We start from the raw sequence: 17,812 nt of genomic DNA, 5'->3' as shown, positions 1-17,812 counted from the left end.
GGTTCTCCGGGGCTGGCTAAGCTCAGAGCACCCGGTCACACCATGCGCGATAACGATCACGCGCCAGTCGGTATTCATCTCTTTCACCCCCTTCAGGCCGCGGTTCTGGGAGGGCGGAGACGGCGTCAGCGGCATCTGAAACCGACGAGTAGGCACCGGTTCCAAGTCCAGCAAGAACCGCCGCCCCCAGACAGGAACCGCCGTCGGGCACAACCTCTAGCCGAGCATCCACGATGCTGGCGAGCGCCCGCCGCCAGCGTGAGGAACCGGTGACGCCCCCAACCAGATGCACCGACTCCGGTTCACCAGTCACCTGTGCAACTGCCTCGATCGCATCTGCACAAGCAAACGCGATGCCCTCCAGCACCGCTCCGGCGAATTGTGGGATGCCATGCCGTTCGGTCTGTCCTAGAAACGCGGCCCGAGCAGAGTCATTCTTGCGCGGCACCGTGGAACCGAACATGAAGGGTAAGTAGGTTAGACCGCCTGCGCCCGGTGCAGCAGCAGCTGCCGTCTCATTGATGTCAGCTCCCCTGAGGATGGATTGCTCCGCCCAGCGAACGCTGGCACCCGCGGCGTATAGAGATGCCATGGTCACGTAGCCATCCCCGGTTGCGGAACCGAATAGGAAGCCTTTACCGGGGTCTGGGGTTGAACTTATCCCCATCACTTGCGCCGCTGTACCAACGTTGAGGCACATCCGACTGTTGTCCACTACGCCTGCACCGATCACGCACGCGGAGACATCTCCGGCTCCCATGACTACGGGCGTACCCGCCGGTAGGCCGGTGGTTGCTGCTGCTCTTGCATGCACTACCCCGCGAATTGCGGTCGACGGGAGCACCCCTACTCCGAGTGAAGGAGATGCGCCGACCGCGTCGAAAAGGCTGGTGCTCCATCGGCTCTCTCGGTGGTCGTACAGGAGAGTCCCCATTGCATCTGTCTCATCGGTCGCCCACTCGCCGGTGAGACGGTGGCCAATGTAGTCCTTTGCGAGTACCAGCCGGCGCGCAGACGCGACGGCATCCGGATGCCTTTCGATAGCCCATGCCAACTTCGGTGCAGTGAAGGCCCCTACCAAGTCGTTTCCCCCGACCTCACGAAAAGTGGAATTCTTCGCGAGGCGGGCAGATTGGTTCGCTGCCCTTCGATCTGCCCAGGTCATCGCTGGCAATACGGGGAGGTCATCTGCACCCACAAGAAGAAGTGAGTGCATGTGACCCGCAAGTCCGATGCCCCAGATGGCCCGCCCGGGAAGCCGGTCCATGACCTCCCGTGTGCATTGAGTTACAGCCGCCCACCACTGGCTCGGGTCTTGCTGATGAGTGCCATCGGCATCGGTGTAACTGGGATACTCGCGGGCCGCCTTGACCAGAACCGCACCAGAGCGGGGTTCGAGGCACATGACCTTGACCCCCGTGGTGCCTACGTCAATGCCAATGAGCACCGCGCTAAGCGGAATTGTCACGCACGCTCTCTCGCGGTGGTGAACCCATACTCACGCAGAAACTCCAGGGACTCCTCAGCCACCCTGTCAAAATTCGCGAGGCCAACGCCCGCGGGCTCGCCGACGCCGATGTTGCCCCCGACCTGCCAGCCCTCCCACTCCACGCTGACATATCCGTCGAACCCGATGTCAGTAAGAGCGTCGAATGTTTCACGGAAGTCAACCAGGCCACCACCGAACCAGATGTGGTTCGTGTTCACGATTGTTGGCAGTCCAACTTCGTCCTTGATCTGGACGATGTCGATGTACTGTGCCAGACGCTTGATTCCTTCGGGCACGCTCATGAACGGCTTCACAGCAACGTAGAACGCACCTGTATCCATGGTCATGCGCAAGTTCGCGGCGCCGATTTCGTCAAACATTCGCTCAACAGACTCGACTTTGTTGAGAATGGTGCCTTGGAGGAGCTCGATGCTGACGTTGAGATCGAGTTTGGAAGCGTAATCGCAAACTTCCGTGATGGCTTCCCGAGCCTGACGCCACGCTTCCTTGCGCGTCATGAGCACGTTCAGTGGGGGGTCGTAGAAGCCGTCACCAAGTAGCGTGCACGCTGACTTTGCACCCAGCGCCTTCGCCGCGTCGAGCGCCTTCTTGAAGCTTTCGATTCCGCGCTCCCGGTCATACTCACGCGGACTCACGAATGTCGTGTGGTTCGCGACGTACCCAATCTCAATCCCCGCTTCGTCAGCGGCTGCCTTGGTGCTTGCCAGGTTTGCGTCGTACTCGCTAGAGGGACCGTTCATGAGGTGGCCGAGGAGAAAGTCCACAGCGTCATATCCGTAGTCCGCGACCTTCGTCACAGTCTCTGCCGAAGAGAGATCTCCCCATGAGTTCCAGGCCGGTCCCGCCGCCTCCAGACGTCCCCAGGGCATGTTCGGCCACACTTCGAAGCTAAGTTTCATGTTCGCGTCCAATCTGTTGCTGATGTTTTATGCAACGGTCTACTGCCTATGTCGATAAGGTGAATGAAGTGGTCCTCAGATGTGCGGATTCCGTTGGCGAAACAGTTCCGCCAACTGATGATTGTGCGCACGCGCGTCGGGCATGCCGGCGCTGAGATATATGTCTGGCCTGGACCCAAGCGCGCATTGACGAGCGAGCGCGTCGACAATCACCGCGTTGAGAAGTGCTAGCCCGACGACGCTTGACGCGGGGCCGACTCTTGGTAACTTTTCGCCCAAGCTCACCAGGGCGTCGCCGGGAGGGCACAAGTTGTCCAACACGACGTCCGCGACCTGATGTAGGCGTGCCCCTGGATTTGTCGAGGCGTTGGCGTATGCCACAGACGTAATTGCGATTACTGGGACGCCCCGAGCACGCGCTGTCTGGGCCACTTCCACAGGGAGAGCATTTGCACCCGAGTTCGACACCACAAGGAGCACGTCGGAGCTCTCATCGATTGAATAGCGGTCAAGCAGATCACCTGCAAGGCCAGTTTCCCGCTCCAACTCGGTGCTCTGGATGGCACCCTCGTGCAGCATGTGTCGAGGGACCAGAATCGGGCAGACACGCGCGGCTCCTCCCGCACGGTAGAAGGCCTCTTCAGCAAAGATGTGAGAGTGGCCGCTTCCGAACACATAGAGTAGGCCATCGCGATCGAAGCATTCAGACACTATTCGGCCGGCGGCGCTAATGGAATCGGACGCCCGCTCTATCGCGGAATGGAGCGTATGCTCCGTCATGTCTAAGTACTCGCTGGTTTCATTCATAACCGCGGTGGTACGACTCGTCATTTCGTTGCCCCTGCGATAAGTCCGCCGACGAAATAGCGCCCCACAAGAAGAAAGAGCACAAGTGTCGGCAGGAGTGTGAACAGTGTGCCTGCCATCACTAGCCCCCAGTCCACGGTGTATTGCCCGATGATGGCGCTGAGTCCAATTGGAAGCGTCTGCAATCCACTGCTGACGATGAACTGGGACGCAAACACAAACTCAGTCCAGGAGTAAACGAATGAATACACGGCGACGGTGGCGATCCCGGGAAGTAGCAAAGGAAGCACGATCTGAAACATCGTTCGCGCGGGACCTGCTCCATCGATCGCCGCTGCCTCGTCGATATCTCGAGGAACAGCAAGTATGAATCCGCGCAATAGCCAGGTGCAGAAAGGCGCCGTGAACGCGACGTTGACGAGCACGAGGCCAGCGTGCAGGTCAATCAGTCCAATACCCGCGAGGGTGCGGTAAAGCGGCACGATCAACAACGTTCCGGGAATCATGTATGAAAGCAAGATGATGCCCGCGATCTTTCCACTTCCGGGCACCTTCAATCGGTACAGGCCGTAAGCGGCGGCGAGCGAAACAACCACGGTCACGACCGTAGTCGCCACCGACACGATGATGCTGTTCGTGAGAAACACCGAATACTGAGTGGATGCAAAGAGCCTCTCGAAGTTCGAGAGAGTGAAGGTCTCAGGCCAGAATGTCGGCGTTGTCCGGATAATTTCCTCTCGCCCCTTGAAAGCCGAGATCGTGATCCAATAGAGCGGGCCGATAACTATAACCGTCAACAGGGTCATCGCCACAAAACGCGGAACAGCATTCAGTAGTCGGCGCGCCGAAAAGGAGGATCGACGCGTCGCCGTGGAGTTGGTCACATTTCCTCCTTCGGGCGAGCAAAACGGACGAAGAGCATCGCCGCGACACCTAGCACGACGACAGTGAGGACGCTCGCCGCCGCGGCCTGACTTGAACGGAAGGCACTGAAGGCAGTGTCGTACACGAAGACCGGCATGGTCGTCGTAGACGCAACCGGGCCACCTCCGGTGATCAGATATACCGTGTCGAATACGTTGAAGGACCAGAGCGAGCCGACAAGCGCGAGCGCGAATAGCACCGGTTGCAAAAGCGGGAAGGTGATAGCCCAGAAAGAACGCCAAGCGCCGGCGCCGTCCATCTTCGCAGCCTCCAACACCTCATGTGGGATGGTGGAGAGTGCCCCATAAATGACTACCGCACTCAGGGGAAACCAGTGCCAGCTGTTCACAAGAATGACGGCAATAAGCGCTACGCTCGGGTCCCCAAAAGGCGAACCAAGATCGATTCCTACGCCGCGAAAGAGGTAGGCGATGACACCATAGTTGCTGTTGAGCATCCACTCCCAAACCACAGCCACCGCAACCGTCGGAATTACCCAAGGCAGCACAATCCACGTTCGCGCGGTTCTGGACCAGCGGCCTTTGCGCTGCAGGAGGAGCGCCGTGGAGAATGCAAGGACTGACTGCACGGCCATATTGAGGATCAGCCAAATGCCAGATCTTCCAAGCGCATCCCAGAAGGCACTGTTGCCGAGGACTGTGGCATAGGTTTCCAGTCCAACAAACTCAGCGGGACTACCAATAGTTCGCTCGTTTTGAAGGCTAGTCGTGAATGCGTTGACGAGAGGGAACGCGATTACAACCGCCATGACGATGACGATTGGCGAGATAAGGAGATAGCCCATGACGCGTTCACGCCGGGTTTGCCTCACTCTTTTCCTTGGAGCCGAGGTCGGGCGGCGCTGACGGGGGGCCGCCAGCGCCGCCTCGGGGCTCGTTACCGAGCTACTCATCGTTAGTCGATCGCTGCCTGCATCTGCTCCTGAGCCCAGGCGGCAGCTTCTTCAGCACTCATTCCGTTGACGTACATTTGCTGAACTGCTTGAGCTAAAAAGTTCTGTCCAGAGATTTCTCCGATGCTGTCGATGTACTGGCCGTCCACGAAGCCGAACAGGGCTCCGGTCGTGGACTGATCCAGCATCGCGTCCACACACTGCGCATACGTAGTCAGGATTTCGTTCGAGCGCCATTGCTCCAGCTCTGCTCCGCCACTCGTGACAGGCAGGAAGAGTCCGGGCTCAGCGTTGAGGAAATCGCCGTAGTTCTCGGGCTCGAGAAGCCATTTGAGGAACTCCCCTGAGCCGGCCTGCCGACCCTCGTCTTCGCTCAGGACCATTGCTCCGTTTGAGTAATAGATGCTCCCGGGCTGACCGTTGTCCGGTACTGGGATCGGAGCGCAGCCGAGCTGGTCGGGGCTGAGGCCCGACTCAGAGGCGAACGGTGCGAGATACTGGCCCTTCTCGATCGCCATCGCCGCCGCTCCACTGTTGAACGCTGCTTGAGGCTCGCCCCACGCGTAGCTCGCCGAATCTTGCGGTGAGTACTGCAGAAGTTCTTTGTAGATGTCGAACGCGGCGACGGTTTCAGGGGTGTCGAGTGCTACCGCGCCGTCGTCGGTGAAGAAGTTCGCGGCACCGCCCGTGATCATCAGGCTGTACAGAACCTGGTCAGTGGCGAGATTCCTGCCTGCAGGAAGCGCGATGCCGCTCCGGCCGTCGGTGCTGAGAGCTTCTGCTGCATTCAGGAGCTCGTCCCACGTGGTCGGTGCCTCAAGGCCTGCTTCTGAAAGCATGTCCTTGCGGTACCAAAGCATCTGCACCATGCCGTAGAGCGGCACTGCCCAGAACTCGTCGTCGTCCTGGTAGGCGGCCTTGGCAGCGTCGATCAAACCATAGTCACTGTCCAGGCTTCGCACGACATCTGTAACCGGTTGCCCCAGCCCAAGATTGCGAACGTAGGTGGCGAAGTCGGGGATAGCGAACAGCATGTCGGGCTGTAAACCCGATTGTGCCGCGCCCGCGATCTTCGTGTAGATCTGATCCCAGTCCTGAACCTCCATGGTCACCCTGTACTCAGGGTCGGTAGCGTTGTACCGCTCTGCTAGCGCCTCAAAGGCAGCGACTCTCTGAGGAGTCCCTTCCATGTGCCAGACAACTAGCTCGTTGTTTCCGCCGCCCTCAGGGCCCGAAGCTCCCGAAGCGCAGGCGCCAAGTATCAGAGCGGCCGCTGTTCCGAGCGCCGCGACTCCAATTGATGTAGATCGCATTTCACCACTTTCTGCTTGATTCGTTCTGCCAAGCGCCTTCGCTAGTGGCAGTATGGGGGAATGTGGAGCCATCGTCTTCGATGACTCGGAGCGAGACTAACACAATGCGCTCTAGAACAATATACTTTTTGTTACGTAACGATTTCGCAAAGATTGCGGACCGATGTCGGCCGGAGAAGGAGTGCAACCCGAGATGGCAAAGGCGAAGTACTTGGAGATTCTGGATTCGCTGCGCACCCGTTGCGCGAGCATGCCGATCGGCGCTCGACTCGATTCCGAGCGCACACTTGCTGGGCAGTTCGGGGTCAGCGTCATGACGGTTCGCCATTCACTCGACCACCTCGTCGAAGAAGGGTGGGCGAAGAAGCTTCCCGGGAGCGGGACCTACGTGAGCCGCCCAACAATCTCAATGGGCCCAAGTCTCACCTCCTTCAGCGAAGATATGCGCCAGCGAGGATTCACGCCGAGTTCACGCGTCATGCGCGTCGAGACAGTTCGCCCAGACGTCGCGACGATCGGCGTTCTGAGTCTTCGACCCGGGGAGTCGGCGGTACTCGTTGAGCGGCTTAGGTCCGCGGACAATGAACCTATGTGCCATGAGGTGAGTTTGTTCCCTCCCTCCCTGGCCCCCTTCCTGCTCTCTGCCGACCTTTCCGGTTCTATTCATGAGCTCCTTGCGGGCCACAGCATCACTCCGCATTCTGTCGAGCGCGCAGTGCGGGCCGTTCAAGCCTCGAACAGAGAGAGCGACCTCCTGGAGTTGCCGAGAGGCTGTCCTGCGCTTGAAATCGTGGACACCTTCTACGACAGCCTTGGTCGGCCGATGCAGCACGTACTTTCGCGATACCGCTTCGACCGCTATGAAGTCCGTTCGGATATCCACCGAGCGTGACGACATCACGCACTTGACAAAAGTTTCCGGCCCTACTCAGACAGAGAGGGCGCCTTAGCGCCATGGCCAGTCAACATGAGTACTACAGGAGCGTCGCTGTCCGGAAGCCCGCCGACGTCCTGACACCAAGCCAACCGAGTGACGCCTGCTACGTCCGACCCTTGCTTCCGAGGTCTCTCGTTACCCCAATGCTCGAGCGCTGCAAGAGCCGTCGCGGCCGAGGGCTCCACCCAGATGCCGGATGCTGCCAGCCGCTTAGTGTTCTCGATGATCTCCTCTTCTTCCACCGCTACCACTTCGCCTCCTGATCGTTCGATGGCGGCGATTGTGATGTCACCATGCATCTCGTATCCCTTGAGCCGATCCGCAATAGCCGTGGCAATTGTGGGTTCATTCTCGAGTCTCGAGACGCGATAAGGGGGACTCGAATCTCGTGCCAACCAGGCCGAATAGATCGGGGCGACACGCGCAGCCTGAACGCCGATCAGTGCGGGCTGCCACTGGGCAAGCCCGACGCGCACTGCGTCAGCGAACCCGCGTTCGATCCCTCGAAGCAAAGGTCCGGCGCCGATCGGCACAACTACGGCATAGGGGGTCTGACCCAGTTGTTCAAGCAGTTCGAAACCGATCGATCGGTAGCCCTCCGCCAGGAGAGGATTTCGGTACGTCGTGGAGACGTTCATCCATCCTCTGCCCTCCATTTTTGTCGCCCGGGCGTAGGCACTGCTGTAGTCCCCCTGAACCTCTTCAACGTCAGCCCCCAGCGCGCGGCAGGCATCCAGCTTCTTGCCTGCTTTCGACTCTTCTCCCACGATGACGCGGCATGCGAGTCCGGCCGCCGCCGCGTAGGCCGACGCGGACACCGCCGCATTGCCGGTCGAAGCAACGACGAGACCGTGAAAGCCAAGGTCAACGGCTGCGGACACGCCCACCGCCATGGCGCGATCCTTGAAGGACAAGGTCGGGTTCAGCGATTCCATCTTTGCGAAGACAGGTCTGCTCCCAGATTGAGCGAACGATAGCGGTACTAGCGGCGTGTCGCCTTCGCCAAGGGTCACGCACGATTCACTCCTTGGCAACAGTTCCGGGAAACGCCAAATGCCGCGCGCGCCGGCATGCGGATGCCCGATATCAGTGGGCACGAGGGGGGTCGCATCGACAACAACGGGCCCACCGCATTGAGGGCAGTCATACCTGAAGACGTCGTCAGCGTCCCCGCATTTCACGCATTCGAAGCCGTGCTCTCGCAAACCTCCATGTGACATCTCGACCACCGCTAACTCTCCGCCAGATTGTGGAAGGCTATTCTGAAAGCTACCATCAGTTTGCACAAGCCCTCCTTAGCCGGATCAACGATGAACGAGGCGTACTCATGGATGTGTTGGATCTCACTCGCGAGCTGGTTGCTATTGACTCCCAGAATCCGGGGCCACAGGAGTCGAAGATTGTCGAATTCATCGAGGCATGGGCTAGGGCTCAAGGTTTCGAGACCGAAGTTCTTGAACCCGTGGCCGGCCGTCCTAATCTTCTGGTTACTGTCGATCGCGGGGGCGATGGGCATCTCGGTTTATCTGGCCACCTAGACACGAAGCCCGTGGGCGATGCGCTGTCCCAATGGAATACGCCGCCCTTGGAGCTGACGGTCATCGGAGACGACGCGTTTGGACTTGGGAGCACCGACATGAAGGGCGGCGTGGCCGCCATGATGCTCTCGCTTGAGGACTTCGCGGCCGGCCGAGTTGCCCACGCCGCAGAGCCTGCAGGACGCGTCTCCCTTGTGCTCACCGCCGATGAAGAGCAGGGTTCAGACGCGGGCGCCAAGATTCTTGCCTCGGAGGGTCTACTCCCGGACATAGACGGCATTGTGATCGGTGAGCCGAGCGGGATCGGTGACCCGTGGGAAGCCGTGTATCTAGTTTCTCGCGGCATCTGTTGTTTTCACGTTGATGTCTTCACTCGCCAAGGCCACAGCGGCCTGTCCCACACGCTCGGACGAAACGCCACGCTTTACGCCGCGGACCTGCTGCATGCTTTTGAGACCTTCATTCCATCGGTTGACACGCCTGGGGAGGTTGAATGTGCACCTACGGTAAACCCGGGAATGTTCATTGGCGGCGGAGTGAGTTTCGGTACCTGGCCAGGACAATGCCGCGTGAGCATGGAGGTTCGACTCGTCCCGGGGATGACCAAGCAGACTTTGCACAGGGAACTCGAAGACCTCGTTCGCAATAACCTGCCTCCGGATGTGGGTTTTCGGATTAGCTACCTTGACAGCGGCCAAGGATGGATGCCCGCAGTCGAGCTTTCGCCGACCGATCTGGTTGCGCGCGCTGCACAGGCTTCCGCTGAAGCAATTCTCGGCCGCCCAGTCCCTTTCGCCGCATTCCCAGGCGGCACTGACGCGACATACTTCATGGGCTCGGGTGGCGTCCCCACTATCGCAAGCCTCGGGCCGGGCTGGATAAGCCTTGCCCATGGTGCCAACGAGAAAGTCGGCGTGGAACAGCTTGCCCAGGCGCAGAAGCTTTACGGCGCTCTCATCGAGGAATACTTCACACTTCGCAGACAGGAATCGAATTGACCCACATAGCCCACACCAGCGACACACTGCCCAATCCAGCCGGACCATATAGTCATGTGATCGACTGTGGGTCGTTTGTTGTGACGGCCGGATTCGGCCCGCAAGATCCGGAAACAGGTCTGGTGCCCGAAGGGATCGAGGCCCAGACCGAGCAGGTAATCACCAACCTGGAAAATGCGCTTGCTCTGGCAGGACTGACCCTCAAGGACGTCGTTAGGTCGACTGTGCACCTAGAACACCTGGACCGCGACTACGCCGTGTACAACGCTGTCTACGCCCGCCGTTTCGTGGAGCCCTACCCTGCGCGAACAACCGTGGGAAGTCGACTTGCCAGTATTCTGGTAGAAATCGACGTCATGGCTGTGCGAACCTCTCCAGAATCTCAGAGGAATTCCGCGGACGGCGCGGGCGCTAGAGCCCGAGCGGCATGACTGCCGTTCGCCTGACCTCCAACGTTTGGCTAGTTGGGACGGCGGACCAATCGAGCCCTGCCTTCACAAGCATCTACGACTGCAACCAATACCTAATTTGGGACGGACAGCGAGGTGTGCTCGTTGACGCAGGCACGGGACTCGGGGCAGAGGACTGGACGGCAAACGTAAGCACGGTCGCCGACGTGGACTCAATTGAAGCGCTGTTTCTCACCCACTATCACGGAGATCACGCTGGAGGGGCTGCGGCAGCGGGCGAGAAGGGTTGGTCAATCGCCGCCGACATAGTCACTGCAAACGCGCTCTCGAACGGTGACGAAACTGTCACACAGGTGAAAAGAGCCCGCGAGCGCGGCATATATCCCTCGGACTTCTCCCTGCATCCTCAGTCAGTGGATTGGGTACTAGACGACGGGGACTCGATCCAACTCTCGGGGTTGAACTTCACAAGCATCCAAGCCCCTGGGCACTGCGATGGGCACGTCGTGTTCTTGCTGGAAGACAGCGAAGGAATACGAGCCCTGTTCACAGGCGACGTTCTCTTTGCAGATGGGCTAGTGAGCATGCAGGCGATTCCGGATTGCAGACTTGACCTTTATGCAGAGAGCGTCATCCGAATCGGGACGCTCGGCATTGAGCAACTGTTTCCAGGGCACGGACGACCCGTCCTGAAAGGCGCTAACGCTGATGTCGCACGTGCAGCTGAGTCGTTTTCTCGTCTCGTTCCGCCGCGAAACGCACTCAATCCGTGAGCAAAGCCTCGGGCCGGCCGCTCTCAATCGACTTGATGAGCGCCTCCGCGGTCGCGACGCTCCACAGCGACTCGCAGTGAGGCATCCGATCGTTCGGGATGGACCCTGAGAAAACTTTGATCGCGTACTCAATCTCCTCGCGGAGGGCACCACCGACGAGACCCTGCCGCTCCGGCCAAAGGGAAAGATCCGGGACAGAGACTCCAGCCTGATTCCATTCAACGATCGCGTCGCTCAGCAACCGCTGTTTGACCGTCCCATTCGAGCAAATCAGCTCAGCCTCGCCCGAGATCGTCCCGTCAAGTGCAAGCGCACCGGCTAGAGACTGCGGGGCGCGGTCAGTAATGTTCCACGCCGATTCCAGAGTCGCAGTGCGCCCCGAGGGGAAGCGAAGCAAGGCTGCGATCGATGCCGGGAGGCCGGTGCTGTCCTCTATGACCTGTGTTGCGTAAACCGACTCCGGTCGTTCACCGGTAAAGAATATGGCGAGGTCGATGTCGTGGATACTGGACTCCCACGCGGGGTGGACACGGTGTCCAAAAGCAGCCAGCCAGGATCGCGTGAAATCGCGTCGTAATCGGATGCTCCACAGCTCACCGAGCCGCCCGCTGCCGAGAGCCTCTCGCATGTATCCATAAGCCTGTGCGAATCGCGAGATGTGGCCGGTGATGAGGTGAAGACCAGCCGACTCGGCAGCCTTGACCGTCATTGAAGCTTCGGCACTGCTTAGCGAGAACGGCTTCTCCACAAAAACATGGCATCCGCTTTCGATGGCCTGGTTGGTCAGCAACGTGTGCGATCTTTCGTCGCTAGCGACAATCACTACGTCGATGCCACCGTTGGCGAGAACTTCGGACAGGTTCGTTCCGAATTGGGCCGATTGGTATTCGTTTGCAAGCGCCTGAGCGCGTCCGTGGTCAACGTCAGCCGTCGCGACAATCTGGGCCCCGCACTCATGCCAGGCGCGCGCGTGAAGGGAGCCAAAGCGGCCAGCGCCAGCCACAGCCACGCGAAGTGGATTCGTCATGTCACCCTGCATTCGTCTCGTGGAGTCCTTCGGAGCTGTGACCCAACGCTTGCGAGATCCTGTCTGCGCTACGTCGGACCAAGGCCCCGTGTTCTGCAAGTCTGGAGTTATCGAACCTCTCGCTCGGGAACGAAAGCCCAATCGCCGCTACGGGCTTACCCTCCTCGTCGAAGACCGGGGCGCCGAGGCAAGTAACCCAGGGCTCGTTTTCACCGAGGTCCTGGCTGTACCCCTCATCTCGAGTTCGGGCTAGCTCGGCCGAGAAGGCACTTAGATCAACCTGCGTACCCAACTGCGTCAGCGTAGACGCGAGCACTGCCTCGACAACGTCGGGGGTCGAATAGGCCAGAATCGCCCGCCCAGCGGCAGTACTTACAGCTGGGGCCGTCGAACCGATGCGCGAGGCGACCCCCACCGATCGGGTGCTGTCCAACTTGTCGACATAAACGAGATGCGGGTTTGCCAAGGTCCCGAGGTGACACGCCTCATCAGTGGCGTCACGAAGTTCGGCAAGCACCGGAAGGGCTTCGACGCGAAAATCAAGGCCACCGAGAAAGCCCCGCGCCAGAATGAGCGTCCCAGGTCCAAGCGCGTGGCGGCCATCAGGCGTCTCGCGCGTTAGTCGGTGCCCTCGAAGCGCCGCAATCATGCGGTGCACAGTCGGGAGCGACAGGCCAGTCTTGCGACCGAGGTCCGCAAGACTCAGCCCGCCAGGGTTCGCCGCGAGTTCGAACAGTATTGACGTAGCGCGAGACATCGCTCGCAAGCCCTCCGGTCCACGTCGCTTCGAGTCTTCGGTGTTTGTCATGGTGAGCTCAAATGTCTTCAGCTTGGTCCCGGACGCCTCGCGGCCTCACGGTTACGGAATGGCATTCCAGTTTATCCATGCCGCGGTCGGGTGCACCAGAGAACGCTGTGATGTCCGCCTTGCCCTAATCTGTATCACCTTTCAGATTTAGGCTTTGGGTCGCCAGGCATTGGCACACGGCAACATGTCAGGACCTGAATACAGGGGCTTCTTCAGAATCCAAGGTTTTCGGACAATTCCAGAGAGCCTTTGAAGACCCTCGAGAACACGGGGTTCAGGCCGTTGCAGAACTCGTGTCCGCAATCAGTGTTCCGTCACCACCGATTACGGACAGGAGCACGGATCGGTGAACGCCCTAAGAAGTGCTGAACGTGGTAGGCGATCACCCTCGGGACAGACGGTTCCAATAGGCGAACAAGAAGGCCGTCTCCTTTTCAAGGACGGTGTTGATCGAGCGTTGTGTCGGGCCGCCGACGTGAATGGCGATGTGTGCGGCGTACTGCGAGCTCGTCGACAGAACGCCGCCGCACGCGGCCGCCATCAACGGCGCGAATACCGCGTCCCGCTCGGCCGGCAGAATGATTTCCCCCAGGTCGCCGACCGTGTGCACGTGCTCGAACCGATCGGCCGTCAGGTGAAGCCACGCTGGGTTCTGCAGGGCCAGAGGGTCGCGGTCGAGCAAGATCGCGGTGGCGGTGCCGAGGGACGGCAGGCCGGGCTTATCAATGCGGGGGTCGAAATCGTGAGTCATGAGAGGTTTACCTTTCGATGAGAGGGCCCTCACCGCTTGCGGGTCGGGTCGAGGCGACTGCCGAGACGCCGTCAACCTCACAAATGCGGCGAGACCTTCCTCGGCCCTCTGAACACTGCGCGAGACCAGCACAAGGTCGCCTCAGTGGTCTACCGCCGAAGAATGATGCGAAGATGCGCGAGCGCATTCGCAAGCTGGCTGGCAGCGGCGACTACACGCGCGGGGAAATCGCCGAGATGGTGCAGGTCAGCCGGGCGACGCTCTACCGGGCGCTCCAGTCGCTTTGACAATGTGCCGATTGTGATGACGCAGGGTCGGGCGCCGGGCGTGGACACACCCCAGCAACATTGCCGCTCGAGCTACTCGACCCTCCGCGCCACGGCAGCCCGGTCGGTAGACTCCTATCCGTGGAGAGAAACTCTCTTCGGGTCAGGGTTGAAACGTGAGTTCGACATCCAAGAACAGCAGCTTGAGCGCGGCGAGGGCCGCGAAGCAGGATGAGTTCTACACACAACTCGCGGACATCGAGCGCGAACTCAAGCACTACAAGAAGCACTTCCACGGCAAGACGGTCTACCTCAACTGTGACGATCCGCGCGTGAGTAACTTCTTCCACTACTTCAGCTTCAACTTCGAGCGGCTCGGTTTGAAGAAGCTCATCGCCGCTTGCTACAAGAGCCAGGAAGTTGACCTGTTCAGCACCGGAAACTCCGAACGTGCAATTTGGCTTGAATACGAAGGTGACCGGAACGGAAGCGGCGTTCCCGACCCCGAAGAGATTGGTGTTCACCACTTCGACGGCGATGGTGACTTCCGAAGCGCCGAAAGCATCGAGCTGTTAAGGCAGGCGGACATAGTCGTCACCAACCCACCGTTCTCACTCTTTCGTGAGTACGTGGCTCAGCTCATGGAACATGAGAAGAAGTTCATCCTTATCGGGCCGACGGGCGCGATCACATACAAAGAGCTGTTTCCGCTTTTCAAGGAAGACAAGATCTGGCTTGGGAACGGCTTTCAAGCTGGCAATGCGTTCTTCGCCACCCAGCGCACACCGGACGACTACGCCAAAGGCGTCTATAACGCAGCCACAGGGCTGGTGAAGTTCAGGAACGTCAGCTGGTTCACCAACCTTGACCTGGCTAAGCGACACGAGGAGTTGGTCCTCTACAAGTCATACGATCCTCAGAGCTACCTGACTTACGACAACTACGACGCAATTGAGGTCAGTCGCATCAAGGACATCCCAGTGGATTGGGATGGAGCGATGGGTGTGCCGATCACATTCATGGAGCATTACAACCCCGATCAGTTCGAGATCCTAGGTATCACTGATCGGGACAACAACTCTGGCTTGAAGACGAAAACCTACTCGAGCGCCGAGGTGCCGAACGCTGGCGATCTCAATCGACGGGGCGCACTCCTTGTGGACGGGAAGCTGAAGTCCACGTTTGCCCGGTTGCTCATACGGAAGAGGGTCCCGTGAGGATCGAGTTGAGGGAAGTCACCGTTCGCGAGCTGGCCAAGGGGTACTCAGACGACGGCGAGGGCGGTGTCGTGGGGTACGACGGCGACCTAGATATCCGACCTCCCTATCAGCGAGAGTTCATTTATAAGGACAGGCAGCGCGAAGCGGTTATCGACACCGTGACGAAGGGCTTCCCACTCAATGTCATGTACTGGGCAGTGCGGGACGACGGAGGTTTCGAGGTCATCGACGGCCAACAGCGCACGATCTCTCTGTGTCAGTTCGTCGAGAGCGAGTTCGCATTCAACAACCTGTACTTTCACAACCTCCCTAACGACAAGCAAGAGCTGATCCTCGACTACAAGCTCATGATCTACCTCTGCTCTGGCACCGACAGCCAGAAGCTGGAGTGGTTCAAGACCATCAACATCGCAGGGGAGAAACTCACTGACCAGGAGCTTCGCAATGCGGTTTACTCGGGCTCATGGGTTTCGGACGCAAAGCGGTATTTCAGTAGGTCCTCCGGCCCGGCATACGGCCTCGCGAGTGACCTTCTGAACGGGTCACCGATTCGCCAGGACTACCTGGAAACGGTGGTCGAGTGGATCAATGACGGTGACATAGAGGCCTATATGGCCACGCACCAGCGCGATCCGAACGCCAACGCGATCTGGTTGTACTTCCAGCAAGTCATTGCTTGGGTTCGTGCGACGTTCCCTTCGTACCGCCGAGAGATGAAAGGTCTGCCCTGGGGTGGGCTCTACAACACCTTCAAGGACAAAGCCCTGGACTCGGCGAAGCTCGAAGCCGAGGTCGATCAGCTTATGGCTGACGAGGACGTAGAGAACAAAAGGGGGATCTATACCTACGTTCTGACCCGCCAAGAACGGCACCTCAACATTCGGGCATTCTCAGCCAACGACAAGAGGGAAGCCTTCGAGCGCCAAGCGGGCGTGTGCGTGAAGTGCGGTGAGACGTTCACCATCGAAGAGATGGAAGCCGACCACATCACGCCGTGGCACGAAGGCGGAAAAACCATCGCCGACAACTGTCAGCTCTTGTGCACGTTTGACAATCGAAGCAAAGGCAAGAAGTAGCGGGACACTCGCACCTCCTTTTCTTCCCGGGATCCCCTTACCGGCGTCGTCATCGAGGCCGCCCCGCTGCTTTGAAATCAGCGGCGTCCCGATATTCTCTCGCTATGGACCGCGACGAAGACACGCGACGCAGTGCGCTTCTGAGGGAGCTCGCAGAAATAGAGAACCGGACGATGTGGAGTTCACAAGGTCAGTTCGAGCAAGCGAAAGCATGGCACAGACTGAATCTCTGGCTCGGGTCGCTCGCAGCGGCAGCCGCTGCAATTTCGGGGGCCCTGGTTCTCGCTTCCGAAGGCTTGAACATCCTGGGTGGGTTGCTTGCCATCTTCGCAGCGAGCGGAGGGGCAGTGCTCACTGTCGTGAACGCCTCGCAGCGAGCGACGGTCGCGACCGCCGCGGCGAATGCGTACCTAGAGATCCAGAACGCCGCGCGGCGTGCTCGTTTCGTCGACACCCCTTGGATGGAGCTCGAGGAAGGGCGATCGATCTTGCAAGGACTAACTGAGCGGATGGAAGAGCAGAACAGGTCCGCCGAGCCCATCTCCGAGCGGGCACACCGTAAAGCTGGCCGGAACATCAGAACCGGAGGCCAAGTGGCGACCCTAGATGACTTGGGCGGCAGTGCCTGAGCGCACAATCGCGACTGCATTTGAGGTCCTGCACTCGCGAAACGTGCCTACGGAAGCTGAACGGTCCGCTGCGGTTCGACACCGGGCATCCATCGAGAAGTCGCTTTCGGCGCTGGAGAACTTCGGGCTACGGGAAACTGGATCGTTTCGACACGCAACTGCGGTGCGAGGGCACTCGGACGTTGACGTTCTTGTTAGCCTCGCTGGAGGCCGTCCAGCCAGCTCCGACACCGCGCTAGACCGCGTGAGGCTGGCGCTAACCTCGTCCTTCCCGTATACGACTATTCGCGTCAGCAGACCTGCCGTGGCGGTCAACTTCGCCGGCGGCAACGAGCGGTGGGAGATCATCCCCGGCTACTACCAGCGGGCAAGCGGAGACCACGCGATATACAGCATCCCCGCACCCGGCGGCGGATGGATGGAAACCGCACCGACCGCTCATCTTGCCTACGTCACCGACGTCAATCGATCCCCGTCCGGCGGAGCAAAAGGACTCGCACGGTTACTGAAGACTTGGAAGTACGCCAACCCCGGCCAGGCCAAGGTCTCATCCTTCTACTTGGAGATGCGCGCCGCACAACGTATGGCGGGCGAGTCTTCATTTATTCCGCACCTTGACTTCGCATACTCGATGAACTCGTTGGTCAGGCACGGGCTAAGTGACATGAATGATCCCACCGGTCTGACGGGTCGCATCCGTGCGACTTCGACAGAAAGCTATAGATCAGCCGCTGTCGCAGCGCTGGCTTCCGATGCAAAGCGCGTTGCCGATGCCATTGACCTCGAGACTGCTGGTCGACGCGCTGACGCATTCGCAAAGCTTGCCTACGTGTTTGTAGGCACAACTTTCCCAGCACAGTTCTATTGACGCGGCTGGCCAGCGTGCACTCAGCGTCCGGCGCACGATCATTCGCGCAACTACGCGACTCGAGGGACACAGTCGGGCTCACAGAGCTGCCGCGGTGGCGCGAAGTGCACGTTTACCTCGCGTAAGGGCGAGTACTCGTGTCGCG

19 protein-coding genes are annotated in these 17,812 nt (G+C 59.6%); 9 read left to right on the top strand and 10 right to left on the bottom strand.

Annotated elements, in window-relative coordinates; genetic code table 11:
- Positions 1 to 22: 22 nt before the first annotated feature.
- From ACK4SC_RS03980 to ACK4SC_RS03955, 6 genes are all read right to left on the bottom strand, one after another.
- On the bottom strand, positions 23 to 1,447 hold the full coding sequence (locus tag ACK4SC_RS03980; protein ID WP_409615362.1) for a xylulokinase: 1,425 nt from the start codon (positions 1,445 to 1,447) through the stop codon (positions 23 to 25).
- A gap of 17 nt (positions 1,448 to 1,464) precedes the next feature.
- Positions 1,465 to 2,409: a sugar phosphate isomerase/epimerase family protein gene (locus ACK4SC_RS03975; protein WP_409615019.1), complete on the bottom strand. Its 945-nt coding sequence runs from the start codon at positions 2,407 to 2,409 to the stop codon at positions 1,465 to 1,467.
- Between the two features lie 75 nt (positions 2,410 to 2,484).
- On the bottom strand, positions 2,485 to 3,216 hold the full coding sequence (locus ACK4SC_RS03970) for an SIS domain-containing protein (RefSeq protein WP_409615359.1): 732 nt from the start codon (positions 3,214 to 3,216) through the stop codon (positions 2,485 to 2,487).
- 20 nt (positions 3,217 to 3,236) lie between these two features.
- Positions 3,237 to 4,100: a carbohydrate ABC transporter permease gene (locus ACK4SC_RS03965; RefSeq protein WP_409615017.1), complete on the bottom strand. Its 864-nt coding sequence runs from the start codon at positions 4,098 to 4,100 to the stop codon at positions 3,237 to 3,239.
- A complete protein-coding gene (locus tag ACK4SC_RS03960) occupies positions 4,097 to 4,972 on the bottom strand; it encodes a carbohydrate ABC transporter permease (RefSeq protein WP_409615015.1) in 876 nt (291 codons plus the stop codon). The genes ACK4SC_RS03965 and ACK4SC_RS03960 overlap by 4 nt, the downstream gene beginning before the upstream one ends.
- 83 nt (positions 4,973 to 5,055) lie before the next feature.
- The gene (locus tag ACK4SC_RS03955) at positions 5,056 to 6,243 is read right to left on the bottom strand and encodes an ABC transporter substrate-binding protein (RefSeq protein ID WP_409615013.1); all 1,188 of its coding nucleotides are present in this window, start codon (positions 6,241 to 6,243) and stop codon (positions 5,056 to 5,058) included.
- 316 nt (positions 6,244 to 6,559) lie between these two features.
- Here ACK4SC_RS03955 and ACK4SC_RS03950 point away from each other — a divergent pair, with 316 nt between their 5' ends.
- Entirely contained in the window at positions 6,560 to 7,258 is a 699-nt protein-coding gene (locus ACK4SC_RS03950; protein ID WP_409615011.1) for a GntR family transcriptional regulator, read from the top strand.
- Between the two features lie 32 nt (positions 7,259 to 7,290).
- Here ACK4SC_RS03950 and ACK4SC_RS03945 read toward each other — a convergent pair whose 3' ends face one another.
- Complete coding sequence (locus ACK4SC_RS03945; protein WP_409615357.1) at positions 7,291 to 8,523, bottom strand: pyridoxal-phosphate dependent enzyme; 1,233 nt, start codon at positions 8,521 to 8,523, stop codon at positions 7,291 to 7,293.
- Positions 8,524 to 8,552: 29 nt separating this feature from the next.
- Here ACK4SC_RS03945 and ACK4SC_RS03940 point away from each other — a divergent pair, with 29 nt between their 5' ends.
- Genes ACK4SC_RS03940 through ACK4SC_RS03930 form a run of 3 tightly spaced genes read left to right on the top strand, consistent with a single transcriptional unit; the run spans position 8,553 to position 11,022 of the window.
- Positions 8,553 to 9,839 carry a M20 family metallopeptidase gene (locus ACK4SC_RS03940; RefSeq protein ID WP_409615009.1) on the top strand — a complete coding sequence of 429 codons (1,287 nt, stop codon included), beginning with the start codon at positions 8,553 to 8,555 and terminating at the stop codon, positions 9,837 to 9,839.
- Positions 9,836 to 10,270 (top strand): RidA family protein, encoded by a 435-nt coding sequence (locus ACK4SC_RS03935; protein WP_409615007.1) that lies wholly within the window; start codon positions 9,836 to 9,838, stop codon positions 10,268 to 10,270. The genes ACK4SC_RS03940 and ACK4SC_RS03935 overlap by 4 nt, the downstream gene beginning before the upstream one ends.
- The gene (locus tag ACK4SC_RS03930; protein ID WP_409615006.1) at positions 10,267 to 11,022 is read left to right on the top strand and encodes an MBL fold metallo-hydrolase; all 756 of its coding nucleotides are present in this window, start codon (positions 10,267 to 10,269) and stop codon (positions 11,020 to 11,022) included. Before ACK4SC_RS03935 ends, ACK4SC_RS03930 begins: the two co-directional genes overlap by 4 nt.
- Here ACK4SC_RS03930 and ACK4SC_RS03925 read toward each other — a convergent pair.
- The 3 genes from ACK4SC_RS03925 to ACK4SC_RS03915 all read right to left on the bottom strand — a co-directional run bounded on the left by ACK4SC_RS03925 (position 11,012) and on the right by ACK4SC_RS03915 (position 13,608).
- Positions 11,012 to 12,049 carry a Gfo/Idh/MocA family protein gene (locus ACK4SC_RS03925; protein ID WP_409615004.1) on the bottom strand — a complete coding sequence of 346 codons (1,038 nt, stop codon included), beginning with the start codon at positions 12,047 to 12,049 and terminating at the stop codon, positions 11,012 to 11,014. The genes ACK4SC_RS03930 and ACK4SC_RS03925 overlap by 11 nt on opposite strands.
- Position 12,050: 1 nt before the next feature.
- A complete protein-coding gene (locus ACK4SC_RS03920) occupies positions 12,051 to 12,857 on the bottom strand; it encodes an IclR family transcriptional regulator (RefSeq protein ID WP_409615002.1) in 807 nt (268 codons plus the stop codon).
- A gap of 382 nt (positions 12,858 to 13,239) precedes the next feature.
- The gene (locus tag ACK4SC_RS03915) at positions 13,240 to 13,608 is read right to left on the bottom strand and encodes a hypothetical protein (RefSeq protein ID WP_409615000.1); all 369 of its coding nucleotides are present in this window, start codon (positions 13,606 to 13,608) and stop codon (positions 13,240 to 13,242) included.
- Positions 13,609 to 13,781: 173 nt separating this feature from the next.
- On the opposite strand from ACK4SC_RS03915, the gene ACK4SC_RS03910 reads away from it, so the two are divergent.
- From ACK4SC_RS03910 to ACK4SC_RS03890, 5 genes are all read left to right on the top strand, one after another.
- A complete protein-coding gene (locus ACK4SC_RS03910; protein ID WP_409614998.1) occupies positions 13,782 to 13,895 on the top strand; it encodes a helix-turn-helix domain-containing protein in 114 nt (37 codons plus the stop codon).
- Positions 13,896 to 14,050: 155 nt separating this feature from the next.
- Complete coding sequence (locus ACK4SC_RS03905) at positions 14,051 to 15,091, top strand: adenine-specific methyltransferase EcoRI family protein (RefSeq protein ID WP_409614997.1); 1,041 nt, start codon at positions 14,051 to 14,053, stop codon at positions 15,089 to 15,091.
- Positions 15,088 to 16,170 (top strand): HNH endonuclease family protein, encoded by a 1,083-nt coding sequence (locus ACK4SC_RS03900; RefSeq protein ID WP_409614995.1) that lies wholly within the window; start codon positions 15,088 to 15,090, stop codon positions 16,168 to 16,170. The genes ACK4SC_RS03905 and ACK4SC_RS03900 overlap by 4 nt, the downstream gene beginning before the upstream one ends.
- A gap of 104 nt (positions 16,171 to 16,274) precedes the next feature.
- On the top strand, positions 16,275 to 16,799 hold the full coding sequence (locus ACK4SC_RS03895) for an SLATT domain-containing protein (protein ID WP_409614993.1): 525 nt from the start codon (positions 16,275 to 16,277) through the stop codon (positions 16,797 to 16,799).
- Positions 16,777 to 17,667, top strand: coding sequence for an SMODS domain-containing nucleotidyltransferase (locus ACK4SC_RS03890; RefSeq protein WP_409614991.1), 891 nt, complete (start codon positions 16,777 to 16,779; stop codon positions 17,665 to 17,667). The genes ACK4SC_RS03895 and ACK4SC_RS03890 overlap by 23 nt, the downstream gene beginning before the upstream one ends.
- Positions 17,668 to 17,812: the final 145 nt, after the last annotated feature.

Origin of the sequence: Microcella sp. (genome assembly GCF_046293215.1) — a bacterium.
Classification (GTDB): domain Bacteria; phylum Actinomycetota; class Actinomycetes; order Actinomycetales; family Microbacteriaceae; genus Microcella.
This window is presented reverse-complemented; position numbering and strand designations above follow the sequence as displayed.